The sequence below is a fragment of the Oleidesulfovibrio sp. genome, from assembly GCF_047973035.1.
GTDB lineage: Bacteria > Desulfobacterota > Desulfovibrionia > Desulfovibrionales > Desulfovibrionaceae > Oleidesulfovibrio.
On the sequence record NZ_JBKEBF010000020.1, the window covers coordinates 177,082 to 193,991 of the forward strand.

Consider the following 16,910-nt stretch of genomic DNA (forward strand, 5'->3'; position numbering starts at 1 on the left):
GCCCTGTCCTCACGATTACAGACCGAACACTGTATTCCTACGCAATGACAAATAAGATTGTCAAGCCGCACGTATAACATATTTGTCAAACCACAATAAACCAAGATGTTACACTTGAGACTGCGCAGCAAAAAAGCCGCACCAAATGGCACGGCCTCAGAAAAAGAAGCAGAAAAACATGGACTACAACCTATGAATAAATATCAACAATGCTCCCGACTCCAGAATATACCGGCCCCATAACATCTTTGTTGAACTGGTAAGAGTGTGACACGGGATCGCCTTTCCCGAACACGGGGCCATTCATATAATCCAGCGTCTTAGACACCACAGCAGCACCGAACGTTTCCTTATCCATCGGTGCGCTGGAGGCAGGAGACGAGGTCACACCATTCATGTAATCCAGTGTCTTAGATACCACAGCCGCACCAAACGTCTGCTTATCATACCCGCCACCGCCAATTGTCATTCCATCCATGGCACACATTTCATCCTCCATGTTTTTCCGTTTTCGTAATGATACACTATACGCCATATCAACATACCACATGCAAAAATCCTGTCACATTATATTTTCGCGTCTGGCACCATACAACGCAAAAACGGCGCAGCCGCATCAGCGACCACGCCGTTTACAATTTCATCATAACAGGTTGCACCGCAGTGCAAACAGGCTGTTCAGCAACCGGAAATCACGCCGCTGCTTTCGTTACAGCGCGGGTAACCGGCGGCAGTTTATTGTCACAGACTAGTTTGCCGTCCGTTCGCTCAGGATTTCTTCCAAAGCCCGAAGGAACGCAGCCAGATGCTCTTCTGCGATATTCAGGGCAGGAAGCAGGCGCAGCACACGCTCCTGCGTAAGGTTAAGCACAAAGCCCCGCCGCAGCAGCTCATCCCATACATCCTTGCCGGGAAAAGTCAGCACGATACCGATCATCAGACCAAGTCCGCGAACCTCCTCAATAGTACCGGGAAGACGCTCACCAAGTTTGCGCACATCTTCCATGAACGAAGAACCTACTTTGTCAGCACGTTCTGCAAGCGGCTCATGCTGCATTATGTCCACAACTTTTTCCGCTACGGAAGAAACCAACGCTCCCGCACCGAAAGTAGTTGCATGGCTACCAGGCTCAAAACCACGGGCAACATCATCAGTTGCAAGCATAGCACCCATGGGCAGACCGTTTGCCAAAGCCTTAGCACTGGTAATCACATCCGGCTCAAGCCCGTAATGCTGATACGCCCAGAAACGACCGGTACGGCACATGCCCGTCTGAACTTCGTCCACCATAAAAAGGATATCTTTTTTACGGCAAAGTTTCTGCATACCACGGGCATACTCTAAAGACATAGGACGGATACCGCCCTCTCCCTGCACAATTTCAGCCAGTACAGCTACTGTGTCCGAATCTATGGCGGACTCAAGCGCCTCGAGGCTGCCCCATTCCACCTGAAGAAACCCTTGGGGAATAGGGGCAAAACCATCCTGAAACTTTGCCTGTCCGGTGGCAGCCACAGTGGCCAGCGTACGGCCATGGAACGCACCGGTCAGCGTAATCACCGTACCGGCATCACGGCCTTTTACCCGCTGGGCATAACGGCGCGCCAGTTTGATTGCGGCTTCGTTAGCCTCTGCACCGGAGTTGCAGAAAAAGGCCTTATCAAAGTGGGTAGTTGCAAGCAGCTTTTCTGCAAGATTAAGCTGTTCCTGCTGATAAAACAGGTTGGACAGATGAACCAGCTTACGCGCCTGCTCGTTCATAACATCTGCCAGAACAGGGTGACTATGGCCGAGGTTGGTTACTGCGATGCCGGAAAGCAGATCAATATATTCATGGCCATCAAAGTCTGTAAGAACAGACCCCTGTGCTGTTTTCACAGCAAGAGGATAACGGCCGTAGGTTCTGCAAAGAAGGGATTCTTCCCGCTCTTTAAGCTGGGCAAAAGAGGTCATGATAAACTCCTGTCCGGTAATAAATACATCTTAAAAAGGAAATACAGGCTACAAACTGCCAGTATGGCCGAAACCACCGCTTCCGCGCTGCGTATCACCCAGCTCTGCAACCTGCTGCAGTTCGGCCTGATAAAACGGCTGAAACACAAGCTGAGCAATACGCTCGCCTCGTCGCAGTCGTCGTTCTTCACCGGACGTATTCAATAACGAAACAATAATTTCACCACGATAATCAGGGTCAATAACCCCTACCCCCTGACTCACAGTCAGGCCTTTTTTTGTTCCCAGCCCGCTACGCGAATACACAAAGCCGGCCACACCTGCCACCATAGGTTCGATAGCAACACCTACAGGTATTGCCAAACGGCCTCCGGCAGGAATGACAGCTTCTTCGCTTTCCAGACATGCCCGCAGGTCTAACCCCGCAGAGCAAGGCGTCGCATACGCAAGAGCAGGTTCATTGTCTCCTGCCGCGTAAATGCGTTCTGCATCGCCAACATAGCGAAAGCGCACGGGTATCCGGGGCTGCTTGCAGCCCGAATCGTCTGTCTTACTCACTGCTTACTCCTGAAGAAGGCTTATAAAAAAAACTCTCAGCGTCCTTTAAAGCTAACACGAGACAAAAAATGTTATGATACTCGGCAAAGCAAGTCAAAAAGAGTCTTTTCATTCACCTGCTTTTTATATTGGTACTGTCACGTAAGACAAGTTATCATTGGCTCAGGTGCCTGACGGACCTGAAATAGCATAGTACCCGCTGATGCACCGAAACACACCGGCAGGAGGTCGCGCATGCAACCCGTTAAAATTTTCAGCGTTACTCCCAAGCTCCCGCAAGGGCTGGAATCTCTGTGGGGCCTAGCGTATAATTACTGGTTCGCCTGGAATGCAGAAATCGAAGAACTGTTTGCCCAGATTGACTACAAATTATGGCAACGCAGTGCTAAAAACCCAGTGTGGTTTTTAAATAATGTTCCACAGGCAACGTTGCTCAGACTGGCAGAAGACAGCATTTACAAAGAGCGGCTTGCAGAAGCGCGTCAGCAACTGAGCCGTTATCTCAGTGTACCTGTTGACTGCGACTTTCATCTGGAAGACGAACGCCAGCCGGTTGTCGCGTACTTCAGTCTTGAATTCGGCGTGTCTTCCTGCCTGCCAGTGTACTCTGGCGGCCTGGGCATTCTTGCCGGTGACCATCTGAAATCGGCAAGCGATCTGAACCTTCCACTCATAGGCATAGGCCTTGCCTACCGGCAGGGGTACTTCCGCCAGTACATGACGCCCGACGGCTGGCAGCAGGAACGTTATCCAGATTATGATTTTGAACAAATGCCCCTGACGCTTGCCACCGGTCCAGACGGCACTCCGGCAAAAGTGTCGCTACTTATAGGCGACCGCCCGCTTGAGGCGCAGATATGGAAAGCACAGGTCGGCAGGGTGGCACTGTACCTGCTTGACACCAACCTCCCTCAGAACCCGCCGGAGTTTCGCGAGATCACAGCCCGTCTGTATGGCGGCGGGCTGGAAATGCGCCTGTGGCAGGAAATTCTTATAGGCATAGGCGGCATTAAAGCGATTGAAGCCCTCGGCCTTTCACTAAAAGTAATCCATATGAACGAAGGACACTCGGCCTTTGCAGGGCTGGAACGTGTCAGGCTGTTCATGAAGTACAGCGGGCTGCCTTTTGAGGCGGCGCAGGAACTGGCAGCTTCCAGCTCTGTATTTACCACGCACACGCCTGTTCCCGCAGGTAACGACCGCTTTCCGCCGGAACTGATGCAACGGTATTTTGAACCTTACGCGCGGGAGCTGGGCCTTGCGTTCAAAGTATTTCTGGCACTGGGGCGCGAGCAACCACACAACGACAGTGAACACTTCTGCATGACGGTGCTTGCTCTTAAACTCTCACGATTCAATAACGGCGTATCCAAGCTGCATGGTTACGTGTCGCGTAACATGTGGAAACAGGTGTGGAACCAGTATCCGGTAGAAGACGTGCCCATCGGCGCACTGACAAACGGGGTGCATGCACCTTCGTGGGTGGCACCGGATATTCAAATGCTGTTTGACCGTTATCTTGGCCCCAACTGGCGCGAAGATCCCGACTGCGACAAGGTATGGGGACAGGCAGACAGTATTTCCGACGCCGAGCTTTGGCGAACGCACGAAAGACTGAGAGCACGACTTGTCGACTTTGTTCGTGCAAGGTTGATGAAGCAACTGGTTGCTCAAGGCGCCAGAAAGGCTGACTTACAGGTGGCACTGGAAGTACTGAATCCTGAAGCTCTGACCATTGGCTTCTCGCGCCGCTTTGCAACGTATAAAAGAGCCAACCTGCTGCTGCAGGACAAAAATCGGCTTATCAGGCTGGTGACCGACAAAAAAAGGCCCGTACAGTTTATCTTTGCCGGCAAGGCGCACCCGCAGGATCAGGCGGGCAAACAGATCATAAAAGAACTTATCACATTGTGCCGGTCAGAAGCCTGCCGCTACAGCATGGTCTTTTTAGAAGACTACGACATGGACGTGGCCAGCTACCTCGTTTCCGGTTGCGATATCTGGCTTAACAACCCGCGCAGACCATTGGAAGCATGCGGCACAAGCGGCATGAAGGCCATGCTTAACGGCGTATTGCAACTGAGCACTCTTGATGGCTGGTGGGACGAAGCCTATGAACCGGACAACAGCCTCGGGTGGGCTATCGGCAAAGGAGAAGAATACGAAGATCTTGAATATCAGGACTTTGTCGAAATCCAGACCTTGTATAATGTTCTGGAAAACGATGTTATTCCGGAGTTCTACGAAAGAGGCCATGGCGGAATGCCCAGAGCGTGGGTACGCCGTATGAAAAATGCCATACGTACCCTTGGTCCGCGGTTCAATTCGCACCGCATGGTCGAGGATTACAAAACAACGGCGTATCTTCCTGCATATGAAAACTACCTGAGCATGACCCGCGACAACTTCGCGCCTGCACGCGAAATGGCCGCATGGCGCATGGATATGATGATGCGCTGGGGCCAGCTGGCTATCCTGAAGGTAACCAGTCAGGACCCCGACAGTGTCCATGTAGGGCAGGAAATGACTATTGAGGCGCATGTGCAGATGAATGGCATTTCCCCCGATGACGTGCTTGTACAGATATATGCCGGCCCTGTCGGGCAGGACGGTACATTTACCGAAAGAACAATTTATCGTATGGAACCTGCTGAAGAAACAGCGGAAGGTCATCGGATATACAGAGGCAAGGCCACTCCGGCTGAAGCAGGCAGATACGGATTTACAGTCAGAGCAGTACCTTACCATCCGCTGCTGCTTGACCCTCACGCTCTGGGACTCATACATTGGGCTTCCGTTGAATAAAAACGAACTCAGGCGGAGCCGTAAGAGCTTCGCCTGAGTTATCAGTACATTGCGTTAACACTGCTATAATTTCATGCAACTGCGTATTCTTATCTTACTTTTTCTATTTGCTTCAGCAATGCCCCCTGCTGCCAAAGCAGAACAAAAAACATTACTAAAGTTTGCAACATTGCACTGGCCGCCCTACTGCGCACAAAACATTGAACAGCAGGGGTATGCAAGTCAGGTAGTACGGCAGGCGCTGCATATAGCGGGCTACCAGGTAAACCTGTACTTTTTGCCATGGGAACGCGCAGTGCGAACTATGCAACAGCCTGACTTTGCAGGCTACACACCTGAATATAAAGAAGACCGGCTGACAGACTGCATTTTTTCTGACCCATTTCCCGGCGGACCTCTTTATCTTTTCAAACGCAAAGAGGACGTTATCAGCTACAACAGCCTGCATGACCTGAAAGAGGAGCATATCGGCGTTGTTTCCGGCTATATCAATACGCCGGAATTTGACAATGCAGACTATCTGCAAAAGCACCCTGCGGTGAATGACGAAACAAACCTGCGTAAATTGTTGGCGGGCAGATTGGATCTGCTTGTGGGTGATAAGCTTGTGATTATGTACTTGATGCAGCATGTACTGAAAAAATCACCCGAACTTATCGAGCCGCTAGGTCCGCCGCTAGCTCAAAAAAGTCTTCACGTCTGCTTTAAACGCCAGCACCCCGATGCAAATCAATATGTCGAAGCATTTAACAGCGGGTTGTTGCAACTACAAAAAAACGGCACGTTGAAAAATATGCACCAGCAGCTATACAACAATTTCAATACAAAAAACTAAAATATCCCGCGCTGATTTTTCAGTACCTTCGTATGGTGCTCTTGCCTTGCGGCCTGCAATGTCATAGGTGCATGGCACAACAATCATATAACCAATCGGAGAACGCCTTGACCGCTCTTACCACTGCGGCAATTGTCGGCGGCGGCCTTGCCGGATGCGAATGCGCCCGCAAGCTTGCACGCGCCGGTATCGCCGTGACTCTTTTTGAAATGAAGCCCCTCCAGTACTCCCCTGCTCACTCCGAACCGGAGCTGGGTGAGCTTGTATGCTCCAATTCTTTTCGTTCGGACGAACCTGAAGCCGGTGTGGGCGTTTTAAAGCAGGAAATGCGTGAACTCGGCAGTCTGGTGCTGGAAGTGGCAGAAGCCACCAAAGTGCCTGCCGGTAAAGCGCTTGCCGTTGACCGTGGTCTTTTCAGCAAAGCTATGACCAAGGCCATGGAAGATGAACCCAACATAACGCTGGTCCGGCAGGAAATCATATCCCTTGACGATCCGGCCCTTTCCGGTTTTGACGCGGTCATCATTGCTGCCGGCCCACTGGCCAGTGAAAGTCTGAGCCAGAGCCTTGCGGACGCTGTAGGAGCCACGCACCTGTATTTTTACGATGCCATTGCGCCCATTGTCAGTGCCGATTCCATCAACATGGATAAGGCTTTCTGGGGTTCGCGTTACAGACCTGAAGACACTGATTACCTGAACTGCCCCATGAGCCGGGATGAGTATTTTGCTTTTCGCGAAGCACTGGTCGCCGGAGAAAAAGCTCCGACCAAGGACTTTGAAAAGGAGCTGCACTTTGAAGGCTGCATGCCTATCGAAGCCCTTGCAGAACGCGGAGAGATGACTCTTGCTTTCGGTCCGTTCAAGCCCGTAGGGCTGGATGATCCGCGCACAGGCAAACGTCCCTTTGCGGTGGTACAGCTACGCACAGAAAACCTGAACAAAACCATGTTCAACCTTGTCGGCTGCCAGACCAAACTGAAGTATGCCGAACAGGATAAAATATTCCGCATGATTCCCGGTCTGGAAGATGTAGAATTTATCCGTTACGGCTCCGTGCACCGCAATACGTATGTGAATGCCCCCAAGGTTCTGAATTCTGATCTTTCACTGAAAGGACGTCCCAATGTATACCTTGCGGGCCAGATAACCGGAGTGGAAGGTTATGTGGAATCCGCGTCCAACGGTTTATGGCTGGGCATGATGCTTGCTGCCCGCAAACAAGGTGTCGAGTTGACCACTCCGCCTTGTGAATGCGGTCTGGGAGCACTGGCGGCGCACCTGCAGACGGAAGTGAAAAAATTCCAGCCGTCCAATATCAACTTCGGCCTGACCCCTGCGCTTAACCAGAAGGCCCGCAAAAAAGACCGTAAGGCGTTGTATGCGCAGCGGGCAGTAGAAAAGTTTACGGAGTGGGTAGCTTCCGTTCCGGAAGAATTAAAAAAATAGCATGCAACAGCGGCCCTGATATTTTGAAGGGCCGCTGTTTTTTGCCCTGCATCATCCCGCAAGCAGCCAATGCAATCGCATTCACACTTCCCCAATAAAAAACGGCAGGAAGTAAATCTTCCTGCCGCCTATGTTCATTAGCTGTTACTGCTATGCCCTGTCCGAGTCTGCCAGCTGTTTGAGCAGCCTTTCACCCTTTGCCGATTCAACTACCGAGCACAAACGGTCAATGACTTCAGCATCATACTTATCCGTCATTTTTTTCAGCACCCCAAGCGTTTCAGAAAGAGGTACCGCCGGACGATAGGAGCGGGGTCTGACCATGGCGCAGAAGGTATTTGTCACAGCCAGAATCCTTGCCGGCAGGGAAATACTCTCCCCAGACAGATGTTCAGGATAGCCGCTGCCGTCCATTTTCTCATTCATCTGCATAATGGCCTGCACCACAGGCAGCTCAAACTCGATATTGGAAAGAACACGGGCAGTATGCTCAACATGCCGTTTCATTTCGGCCTGTTCTTCATCAGTAAGCGCACTGGGTTTGTTCAGGATATCTTTGGGAACAAACATCTTGCCAATCTGCGACAGGTTGGCTGCAGCTTCAACAGTTGCAATTTCCTCATGCGGCAATCCCATAGATTTTGCCACCTGCACAGAAAACGCACTCATCATACGCGAATGACCGGCAAGATACGGGTCAGAGTGCTCAATGGTACGTACCAATGCTTCCACGGTCTGCTGAACAAGCTTGCGGGAACGCTCCTGCGCTTCAAGAAGCTCTGTCACATCTCTGAAGACATAAACAAGTCCGCTCCAGTTACGTTTAGGCAAACGGAAAGGAGTTTTGGAAATCTGGAAATGATACTTCTTCGATTGCAGGAAAATGGTTTCGCTGATTGTCAGAGGCTCACCGGACATCATTACCTGTTCATCAGTGGCAGTCAGCCTGCGGGCCGTATCAAAGCCGAATACTGCAGGAAAGTCGAGTCCTTCAAGCTCGTTCACATTACGGCCTACAGCTTCTGCAAAGGATCTGTTGGCATAACGGATCTGTCCTTCTTCATCCTTCATGCAGATAAAATCGGCAATGGTTGCGTTGATGCTATCGAGAAAGCGTTTCTGCTCTTCGACTTTACCGGCAAGGTCACTCATCTCCTGAGCCACTTTGCGACTTTCTATTCCCACAAGCCACCACCAGAACCCACCAAGCATGCACAGAATAACCAGCGTAATCAACACACCAAAACCGATTACAGCTTTCGTGCGCTGCTGCAAAGTTTCCTTGGCAACTGCAACATCCACTTCCTGTACCAGCCCCCAGTCCAGCCCGGGAACCCGCTTACCCATAGAGTATACGCTGGCGTTGCCGGAAACGGACTGGCGTTCTGCAAATTCAAGCACGTCACCGGAAAGCGTCATGCCGGCAACAACACGTACGCCTTCCGCCAACCAGGGAGCAACCTCTTCAACCTTACCGTCTCTGGACTGCAGCAGCTTAATGCTTTCACCATTCCCCTTTCCAGACTCCAGAATATCCGCAAGTTTCGCTGATACGTTCTTGGTCAGCATCAGTACAGAAACAGGCGTATTTTCCTTAGACTCAAAACGAGGAGGATAAATGGGCAGGAAGATATCAACCACAAGCCCGTTAGTGCTTAAGCGGATGTTGGAAAAAACAGGTTTACCATCTGCCAGCACAGACGCCGCTGCTGTCGCCTGAGGTGCAGAAAGGGGGCGGATGGAAGCATCGGTGGCTATATAGCTTTCGCCCTGCTTATTCATAATGCGACCGGAAATGAACTCAGAGTACCCCACAAACTCGCGCAGCAGATTGCGCATCATGGGCAGCTGGCCAGCCAGTTCTGATTCGTTGTCATTCCATAATATGGAAAGATCTCCACCAAGCGAATCAACTTCAGAAGCATACAAACGGAAAAGGTCTGCGTTAATCAGCCTGTTCCCCTGCTCAATCATGGCATCAAGCCAGGTGTTTACCACGTTAACCTGCCCGTTAACCATAATTTCCTGCTGATCGCGCACAGACGCTTCAAGGTCGGAGTTCAGGTTGCGGATACTGAGCAAAACAAACGTTCCGGCAGCCACCATCGTCAATAACGCAGCGATAGCCCCAAACCAAAACAATTTCGATTTTGCTCCGTTTTTGCCGCTCACGCGGCCCAGCTCACGCGTTCTGTCGGAAGCCGTTTCAGCCATGTCACTCTCCACAATCTATGGTTTTCCGTCCGCTCCGCCTCTGGCGGCGGGACGCACGGGAATGTGCGCCCAGCGGTAGTTTTCGTTTATCGAATACTGAGGCCGATAATGCGTATACCGGTCATGCGTCAACACAAGGTCGGAAACATTGTCAAGGACATACGCCCTGTCACCCAGGTAAACAACCAGCACAGCATGTCCTATGCCTCTGATAGAATCCAGCAATACCACAATGCGCAGGTCATCAGGACTGAACCCCAGTTCCCGCAACCCGAAGTATTTACTGATGGCATAATCCTCACAATCTCCGGAACGGGCCATAAATTCCTGAGGGGTAGCCCAAAAATCAGTAACACCGTAAATTTCAATATCCAGACGGTATGGCCAGCGGTTAAAAAACCCATTGACCATTTTCAACTTTTCCAAGGCAGATGCGCTTTCAGCCTTTTTCATCAGGGTCAGCCAACTGCTCCCCCCCCCCGCGCCCCCCGGGCCTGCCGGAACTTGCTTCTTCTTTAACGCAGGATCGCGTCTGTTCTCACGCAGCACACGCTCCCACTTAGGTAACGACTTTAACGGTCCCCGAAACGCGACAGTATTAAAAAGCCGAATCTGCTTTTTGGAAGAACCGCCGATAACGTTAATCTGCTGAACATCCTTGGCAGGCTGCTTTGCTGTATCAGGCTTTGCGCGTCTGATGCTGAACGTCGGGGCGTTACTGTTCTCAGCCAGTAGCGTGCTTTGCTGCTCCGCAGTGTCCTTTACAGGAAGTTCAACGGAACGCGAGTCTGGAATATCTTGTCCGCCTTTCTTTGCCGTCCCTTGAGACTCATCCTGTTCAGGCTCTGCTCCATTGCCTTCAGCCTCTTCGGCTTCTATTTTCCCCCCATCACCTTCTTTTTGCGGACCTTCAGGATTCTTCACATCCGGCTGGAGTGCTGTTTTCGAATCCTCCCCTGTCCTACCTCGCTTTTCCTCAAACAGAACGTCTGGCAAGCCGCCCGACCTGCCGTAACCTTCTTCTGATACATTTATACCGGTTCCGGCATCACGTTCTGCCGCAGCCGCAACCGAGCCGGACTGCACTTTCTCCGGTATTTCGGGTTTTGCCCCGCCCCCAAAACACGTAAAGGGCAGAACAATCGCAAGAGCGGCTCCGGCAAGAGCAACCTCCGGTCTGCCTGAAATCACAGGCAGCCGCGGCAAGTGTCGCCCGAGGCGCCACAAGCGCAAAAAGACGGCTTTTTGCAAAGCCAAGCCATTCCGCTGCCCCATCAACGCTCCCTGAGCGCATTTTGTCTGGCCTTTAAAATAGGTTTAAGCAGGTAATCAAGAACGGTTTTTTTACCGGTTAAAATATCAACGCTAGCCATCATACCCGGAATAATCGGCAGCTGTTCACCACGATACTGAATTGAGTTGCTCTGAGTACGCAGCTTGACCAGATAAAAGCTGTTTCCTTCTTTATCCTCGATGGTATCTGCGCTGATCTGCTCAACACTTCCTTCAAGACCACCATATATAGAAAAATCATACGCTGTGATTTTTACAGTGGCCTTTTGTCCGGGATGCAGAAAAGCAATATCCTGAGGTCTGATACGTGCTTCGATAAGCAATGTATCGTCCAGCGGGACAATTTGCATTATGGATTCACCGGGTTTGATTACGCCACCAATGGTGTTGATTCCAATCTGTTTTATGGTGCCTCGGACAGGTGAACGAACATCTGTTCTGGTCACTCTGTCTCCGCCAGCTGACAGTGTTTCCTGCAATGACCGCAACTCAACCCGACGACGGTTAATCTCTTCAAACGCTTCGCTTCTATACTCTGCTTCGCGTTGATTGCGCCGCTGTTTGGTTTCTTCTGCAGCAGACCGCGCGCGGGGAATATTCAATGCCAGCGAATCAATTTCGCTACGCAATGAAATTACTTTCTGTTCCAGAGTCAGGTAGTCCACGCGCGGGTAAACTTTTTTTTCCATCAAGGGGCGGGCAATATCGCGCTGCTCCATGGCTACTCGCAGGCTGCTTTCAAGGTTCTGCTTACGCCTTACCATTTCCTGCACTTCGTTGAGTTTCTGATCGTACTGGGCCTCAAGCACCCGCAATTCAACAAGTTGTTGTTGGCGTTTTGCGCCCCCTATAGAGGCCTGATCCTGAAGAACCATAGGCGCACTTTCAACAACGTCTTCAGGAAAAACAACTTCCCGCCACCCGTCCAACTCCGCTTCAAGGCGGGCAATGGCCGCTTTGTGTTCCAGAGATTTCGAATATGCATCGCGGTAAAAGCTGGCCGCCGCTTCGTTATCGATTCGAACCAGAATATCACCCTTTTCAACTATCTGGCCTTCAGAAACTGCAATTTCCTGCAGAATTCCGCCTTCAAGGTTCTGAATTTCCTGCACTCGTTGAGAAGGAATAACCTGCCCCATGCCACGGGTGACTTCATCAAGCACTGCAAAATTGGCCCAGATTATGAGCACGCCAAAAAGTAACGCAACACTGGCGGACAAAATAAAGGCAAACGGGTGCCCGCGCCGCCTGAGTGCTGCATCCACTTCACTCATATATTCCAAATCTTCCAGATGATAGTTGTTCTGTCCATGCTTCGACATCATTAACTGCTCCGTTTAGTCAGCTGCGAAAAAAGTTATGCTTTACCTTGTTGCACGCGCCATTCGGGTTGGCGGCGCACTCCGCACTTTCTCCGCGCTAAGGGCTTCCAGAACAGCCTCTTTGGGACCGTCGGCAACAACCTTGCCCTGATCAAGCACAATCAGTCTGTCCACCAGATCAAGCATACTCATCCGGTGGGTTACCAATATCAGCGTTTTGCCCGCAATGATGGAAGCTATACGTTTTTTCAGTAACAGCTCCGCACCGTTATCCATATTACTGCTAGGCTCATCCATAATCAGAATCTCAGGGTCATGCAAAAGCGCTCTGGCTATTACAACAGCCTGCCGCTGCCCTCCGGAAAGAGACATCCCTCTTTCACCTACAGGCATACCGAAACCGGCAGGGTGCGAACGGACAAAGTCTGTCACACCAGCCAGTGTTGCAGCACGCAGAATCATTTTGTCATCAATATTCGGCTGGGCAAGTGCAATATTCTCTCGCACGGAACCGTAAAAAAGATAGTTATCCTGAGAGACAAACCCCACGCGGGAACGCAGGTCGGCCACGTCAAGCTGGCGGATATCCACTCCGCCTACCTTAACGGCACCCTCAAGCGGCTGATACAGGCCTACGCTAAGCCTGCCCAAAGTGCTTTTACCGGACCCCATCTTACCTATTACACCTACACGTTCTCCGGGGCGGATGTGCAGACTGACATTTTCAAGCGCGTAACGCTCTGCACCGGGGTACTTAAACGTCACCTGCTCCAGTGTAAGATCATGAGTCAGCTTTGAGTAATCAAAATAAGTCTGGTCATCCGGACGTTCGACAGGGGTATTCATTAACAGGTCAAGAGACTTAAGCGCCATACGGGACTGCTGTAATCTGGAAAGCATTGCCGCAATCTGACTAAGCGGAGCCATAGCTCTGCCTGCCAGAATATTACAGCCGATAAGAGCTCCCATCGTCAGTTTGCCGTCTGCAATAAGGTACACACCCCACACAATCACGCCCACGCTTACCAGCTGGGCAGAAAGAAATGAGAATGTAACTGACAGGTTGGCAAGGCGTTTGGCTTTCTGGTTAGACTCGGCACTCATGCCTACAACCCGTTCCCACAGATGCTGCATGCGTCCTTCTGCCTGAGATGTTTTTACAGTTTCTAACCCACTGATTATCTCAATAAGCAGAGCATTTTTTTGTGCAGCTTCTTTGTATCCTGCTTCGACAACACGCTGAAACGGATACTGTAAAAGCAGCCCCACACAAATTACCACCGGAACAGCCAACGCGGGAATAAAAGCCAGCGGTCCGCCGATAAGATAAATAATGGCAATGAAGATGAACAGAAAAGGCAGGTCAACCAACGCCAGCAGCGTTGTAGAACTGAAAAATTCACGTAACGATTCAAACTCACGCAGGTTGTTGGCAAGGGTACCTGTCGAATCCGGCTTATGGTCCAGCCGCATTCCCATAAGATGCTGTAACAGCTTGCTGGCCAGCACTATGTCAGCATTTCTGCCTGCTACATCCACAAAGTAACTGCGCAAGTTCCGCAACAGAAAGTCGAACGTATACGCGATGATAATACCCACAGCCAGTACCCATAAAGTCTCAAGGGCATTGTTGGGTACAACTCTGTCATACACGTTCATAAAAAACAGGGGCGCCGCGATAACAAGCAGGTTGGTTACAAGGCTGGCAACAATCACATGCTTATAAATGGGCATAAAATTCCAGATAGTCCCCCAGAACCAGCGTTTACTCTTTAACAGTCGTATATTGCTTGCCCGCTTATCCAACCTCTTCTGCAAACGACAAAACATAGCGTAACCGGAAAACTCATTTTCCAGCCGCTCAAAGGATATCTGCTGTTCGGATTCGCCTGATTCAGGAAAGATAACGGTTGCTTCTTCATCATTGACTTCTGTCAAAATGCACGCTTGTCCGCCTTTTAACAGCAGAATACACGGCAATGTCAGACGAGAAATATCCGCAACAGAGTTCCGGAGTACCATGCGGGCATCCATTCCTGCCTGACGTACAGAGCGAATACAGGCTGAGGGCTGCAACGGGCCTTGATGCGCGGGCAAATAAGACTTCAGAACATTAATAGAAACAGGCTTACCCAACAGCCTGAACATAATACACATGCTTTGCAGAAGGGGTGGCTCATAATCTACACTTCTGGGCGCAGGAGTAGACAACAGGCTTGCAGCACTGTCCGCAGAGGGAAACACAATCTGTTCGGGTTTGCCATCCGTTATATGCGTCTGCCCCCCCATTCGGGTATCAATATCGCCTTCTCCTGCTGCAGTTGCATGAACACTGTTCTCTGCAGCATTTATTTTTTCCGTTTTGCCAGCCATTCGCTAGTCCCCCTCACAGCAGGCAATGTCTTGCGTAACACGCACACAAACCTGCCTTCATTTCAAAATAATGTCGGTTAACGCTTCTTTTTTTGTCGCCATGGAATATCGCGGCGTCGCCAGTGCGTCAACTGGCGACAAAAAAGCAAGTTACTCCATACCATATTTTATCATTTTCGGACAGACAGGGTGTTTACATTCAATCAGTAGAGGATTAATAAGTATTCCTAATTAGAATAATTATAGCATACGGTCAGTAAACCCTAAGCTATAACTACACTGATAAACTCACAAATCAGTACTGTTAGCATTCTGTGCCGTTTTTTCAGTTTACTTGACGACTGAAAGGCAGGGGGGGCCCAGCCTACGGCATAATTTTATGGTTCTTATTTTTTGCTCGCCTTCGGGAGGCTTTTTTATGCCTGATTCTCAGAATAACATCCCCGCCCAGCTACTTCATGTACCTGCCGCCGCAACTCATGAAACGATCAACGTTCAAACACAGGAGTTACTTGCTCCACAGTTTTCCTTTGCCGATGCCACATTAGTACGTCAGGGTGCAGACCTTAATATCTCTTTTGCCAATGGCAGCATGCTGACCCTGCAAGGCTTTGCAAATGACTCTGGTGAAACACCTGCTTTTCTACTGAGCGATGGATCAATTGTTCCGGGAGAATCCATTCTTTCCGCTTTTGCAGATACTCCTGAAATACAAGCCGCAACAGGCCCTTCTGCCTCCAGCGGCGGCACTGGCGAATATCTGGATGACTCTGGTCAGATTCAACGTGGCTTGAGTGCGTTGGGCGCACAAGCTCCTCTCGAAGGAACGGCTGACATCACCAACACCCTTTTGGATTCCGAAGCGTTTTCCAATATCACAGACAATTCCGACCGAATTTCTGAGTTTCCTGACACCTCTATTCCTGAGACTCCCATCCCTGACATTGTTGGAACCCCGGGAAATGACGTCATTACAGGTACAAATAACGGCGAACGCATTTTCGGACTCACTGGAGATGACCTGTTGCAAGGTGGTGCAGGTAACGACACCATTTTTGGCGAAAGCGGTAACGATACTCTTGTCGGCGGAAGCGGAAATGACCTGCTGGATGGTGGCAGCGGAGTTGACGAGGCCTCGTACATTGGTTCCACCACGGGCATTAACGCTGACCTCAGCTCTGGAAGTGTTACAGGCGGAGCAACAGGCAACGACACACTTTCAGGTATCGAAAATATCACTGGCAGCAATTTCGATGACAGTATTACCGGAGATGCTCAGGACAACAGTCTGAAAGGCGAAGCCGGAAATGATACTATAAAGGGTGGTGCTGGCGGTGACTCTGTTTACGGCGGTACCGGCGACGACAAGCTTTACGGTCAGAACGGCAACGACTCCGTTCTAGGCGATGCCGGTAACGACTACATCGACGGCGGCAACGGTGCAGACACCCTTGAAGGCGGTTCCGGTGATGATACCATCCGCGGCGGCGCTGGCGCCGATGATATTTACGGTGGTACCGGCGACGACAAACTGTACGGTGGCGACGACAGCGACCTGCTTGAAGGCGGCATCGGCAACGACAGGCTGGATGGCGGCGCAGACAACGATTACCTGAACGGTGATGCAGGCGAAGACACCCTCATCGGCGGCAGTGGCGATGACGCTTTGCTGGGCGGTGCGGACAACGACACCCTGCTCGGCGGTGAAGGCAATGATACGTTGCACGGCGATGAAGGCGACGACAAGCTCTACGGACAGGACGGCAACGACACCCTCTACGCTGGTACCGGTAATGACCTTGTTAACGGTGGAGACTGGAACGACCAGCTTCACGGCGAAGACGGAAACGATACCCTTATCGGCGGCTCCGGTGACGATAATCTGTACGGCGGCATCGGCGACGATAAACTGTACGGTGGCGACGACAGCGACCTGCTTGAAGGCGGCATCGGCAACGACAGGCTGGATGGCGGCGCAGACAACGATTACCTGAACGGTGATGCAGGCGAAGACACCCTCATCGGCGGCAGTGGCGATGACGCTTTGCTGGGCGGTGCGGACAACGACACCCTGCTCGGCGGTGAAGGCAATGATACGTTGCACGGCG

General features: G+C 51.1%; 11 protein-coding genes. 4 read left to right on the forward strand and 7 right to left on the reverse strand.

Going from position 1 to position 16,910, the window contains the following annotated elements; translation table 11 throughout:
- Positions 1–190: 190 nt before the first annotated feature.
- From ACK5LI_RS06785 to dut, 3 genes are all read right to left on the reverse strand, one after another.
- Positions 191–535, reverse strand: coding sequence for a hypothetical protein (locus tag ACK5LI_RS06785; RefSeq protein WP_416947512.1), 345 nt, complete (start codon positions 533–535; stop codon positions 191–193).
- A 213-nt stretch (positions 536–748) separates the two neighbouring features.
- Complete coding sequence (locus tag ACK5LI_RS06790) at positions 749–1,954, reverse strand: aspartate aminotransferase family protein (protein ID WP_416947514.1); 1,206 nt, start codon at positions 1,952–1,954, stop codon at positions 749–751.
- A gap of 48 nt (positions 1,955–2,002) precedes the next feature.
- Entirely contained in the window at positions 2,003–2,467 is a 465-nt protein-coding gene (dut, locus tag ACK5LI_RS06795; protein WP_416947541.1) for a dUTP diphosphatase, read from the reverse strand.
- 279 nt (positions 2,468–2,746) lie between these two features.
- Here dut and glgP point away from each other — a divergent pair, with 279 nt between their 5' ends.
- From glgP to trmFO, 3 genes are all read left to right on the forward strand, one after another.
- A complete protein-coding gene (gene glgP / locus ACK5LI_RS06800) occupies positions 2,747–5,317 on the forward strand; it encodes an alpha-glucan family phosphorylase (RefSeq protein ID WP_416947516.1) in 2,571 nt (856 codons plus the stop codon).
- Positions 5,318–5,435: 118 nt separating this feature from the next.
- Positions 5,436–6,152, forward strand: a complete 717-nt coding sequence (locus ACK5LI_RS06805) for a substrate-binding periplasmic protein (protein WP_416947543.1) — start codon at positions 5,436–5,438, stop codon at positions 6,150–6,152.
- Positions 6,153–6,259: 107 nt separating this feature from the next.
- The gene (gene trmFO / locus ACK5LI_RS06810; RefSeq protein ID WP_416947518.1) at positions 6,260–7,600 is read left to right on the forward strand and encodes a methylenetetrahydrofolate--tRNA-(uracil(54)-C(5))-methyltransferase (FADH(2)-oxidizing) TrmFO; all 1,341 of its coding nucleotides are present in this window, start codon (positions 6,260–6,262) and stop codon (positions 7,598–7,600) included.
- A 150-nt stretch (positions 7,601–7,750) separates the two neighbouring features.
- Here the strand turns inward: trmFO and ACK5LI_RS06815 are convergent, their stop codons facing one another.
- Genes ACK5LI_RS06815 through ACK5LI_RS06830 form a run of 4 tightly spaced genes read right to left on the reverse strand, consistent with a single transcriptional unit; the run spans position 7,751 to position 14,802 of the window.
- A complete protein-coding gene (locus tag ACK5LI_RS06815) occupies positions 7,751–9,814 on the reverse strand; it encodes an HD domain-containing phosphohydrolase (RefSeq protein ID WP_416947520.1) in 2,064 nt (687 codons plus the stop codon).
- 15 nt (positions 9,815–9,829) lie between these two features.
- Complete coding sequence (locus ACK5LI_RS06820; RefSeq protein ID WP_416947522.1) at positions 9,830–11,089, reverse strand: transglutaminase-like cysteine peptidase; 1,260 nt, start codon at positions 11,087–11,089, stop codon at positions 9,830–9,832.
- The gene (locus tag ACK5LI_RS06825) at positions 11,089–12,432 is read right to left on the reverse strand and encodes an HlyD family type I secretion periplasmic adaptor subunit (protein WP_416947524.1); all 1,344 of its coding nucleotides are present in this window, start codon (positions 12,430–12,432) and stop codon (positions 11,089–11,091) included. The genes ACK5LI_RS06820 and ACK5LI_RS06825 overlap by 1 nt, the downstream gene beginning before the upstream one ends.
- A 39-nt stretch (positions 12,433–12,471) precedes the next feature.
- Entirely contained in the window at positions 12,472–14,802 is a 2,331-nt protein-coding gene (locus ACK5LI_RS06830) for a type I secretion system permease/ATPase (protein ID WP_416947526.1), read from the reverse strand.
- Between the two features lie 418 nt (positions 14,803–15,220).
- On the opposite strand from ACK5LI_RS06830, the gene ACK5LI_RS06835 reads away from it, so the two are divergent.
- Positions 15,221–16,910, forward strand: a 1,690-nt coding sequence (locus tag ACK5LI_RS06835) for a calcium-binding protein (RefSeq protein WP_416947528.1), incomplete at its 3' end; no start/stop codon positions are given.

What these genes read in the sequence shown, in the direction of transcription:
- ACK5LI_RS06825 (WP_416947524.1), bottom strand. Translation starts at nt 12,432, where the DNA reads ATGATGTCGAAGCATGGACAGAACAACTATCATCTGGAAGATTTGGAA.
- ACK5LI_RS06785 (WP_416947512.1), bottom strand. Translation starts at nt 535, where the DNA reads ATGGCGTATAGTGTATCATTACGAAAACGGAAAAACATGGAGGATGAA.
- glgP (WP_416947516.1), top strand. Translation starts at nt 2,747, where the DNA reads ATGCAACCCGTTAAAATTTTCAGCGTTACTCCCAAGCTCCCGCAAGGG.
- ACK5LI_RS06830 (WP_416947526.1), bottom strand. Translation starts at nt 14,802, where the DNA reads ATGGCTGGCAAAACGGAAAAAATAAATGCTGCAGAGAACAGTGTTCAT.
- ACK5LI_RS06790 (WP_416947514.1), bottom strand. Translation starts at nt 1,954, where the DNA reads ATGACCTCTTTTGCCCAGCTTAAAGAGCGGGAAGAATCCCTTCTTTGC.
- ACK5LI_RS06805 (WP_416947543.1), top strand. Translation starts at nt 5,436, where the DNA reads ATGCCCCCTGCTGCCAAAGCAGAACAAAAAACATTACTAAAGTTTGCA.
- ACK5LI_RS06815 (WP_416947520.1), bottom strand. Translation starts at nt 9,814, where the DNA reads ATGGCTGAAACGGCTTCCGACAGAACGCGTGAGCTGGGCCGCGTGAGC.
- ACK5LI_RS06820 (WP_416947522.1), bottom strand. Translation starts at nt 11,089, where the DNA reads ATGGGGCAGCGGAATGGCTTGGCTTTGCAAAAAGCCGTCTTTTTGCGC.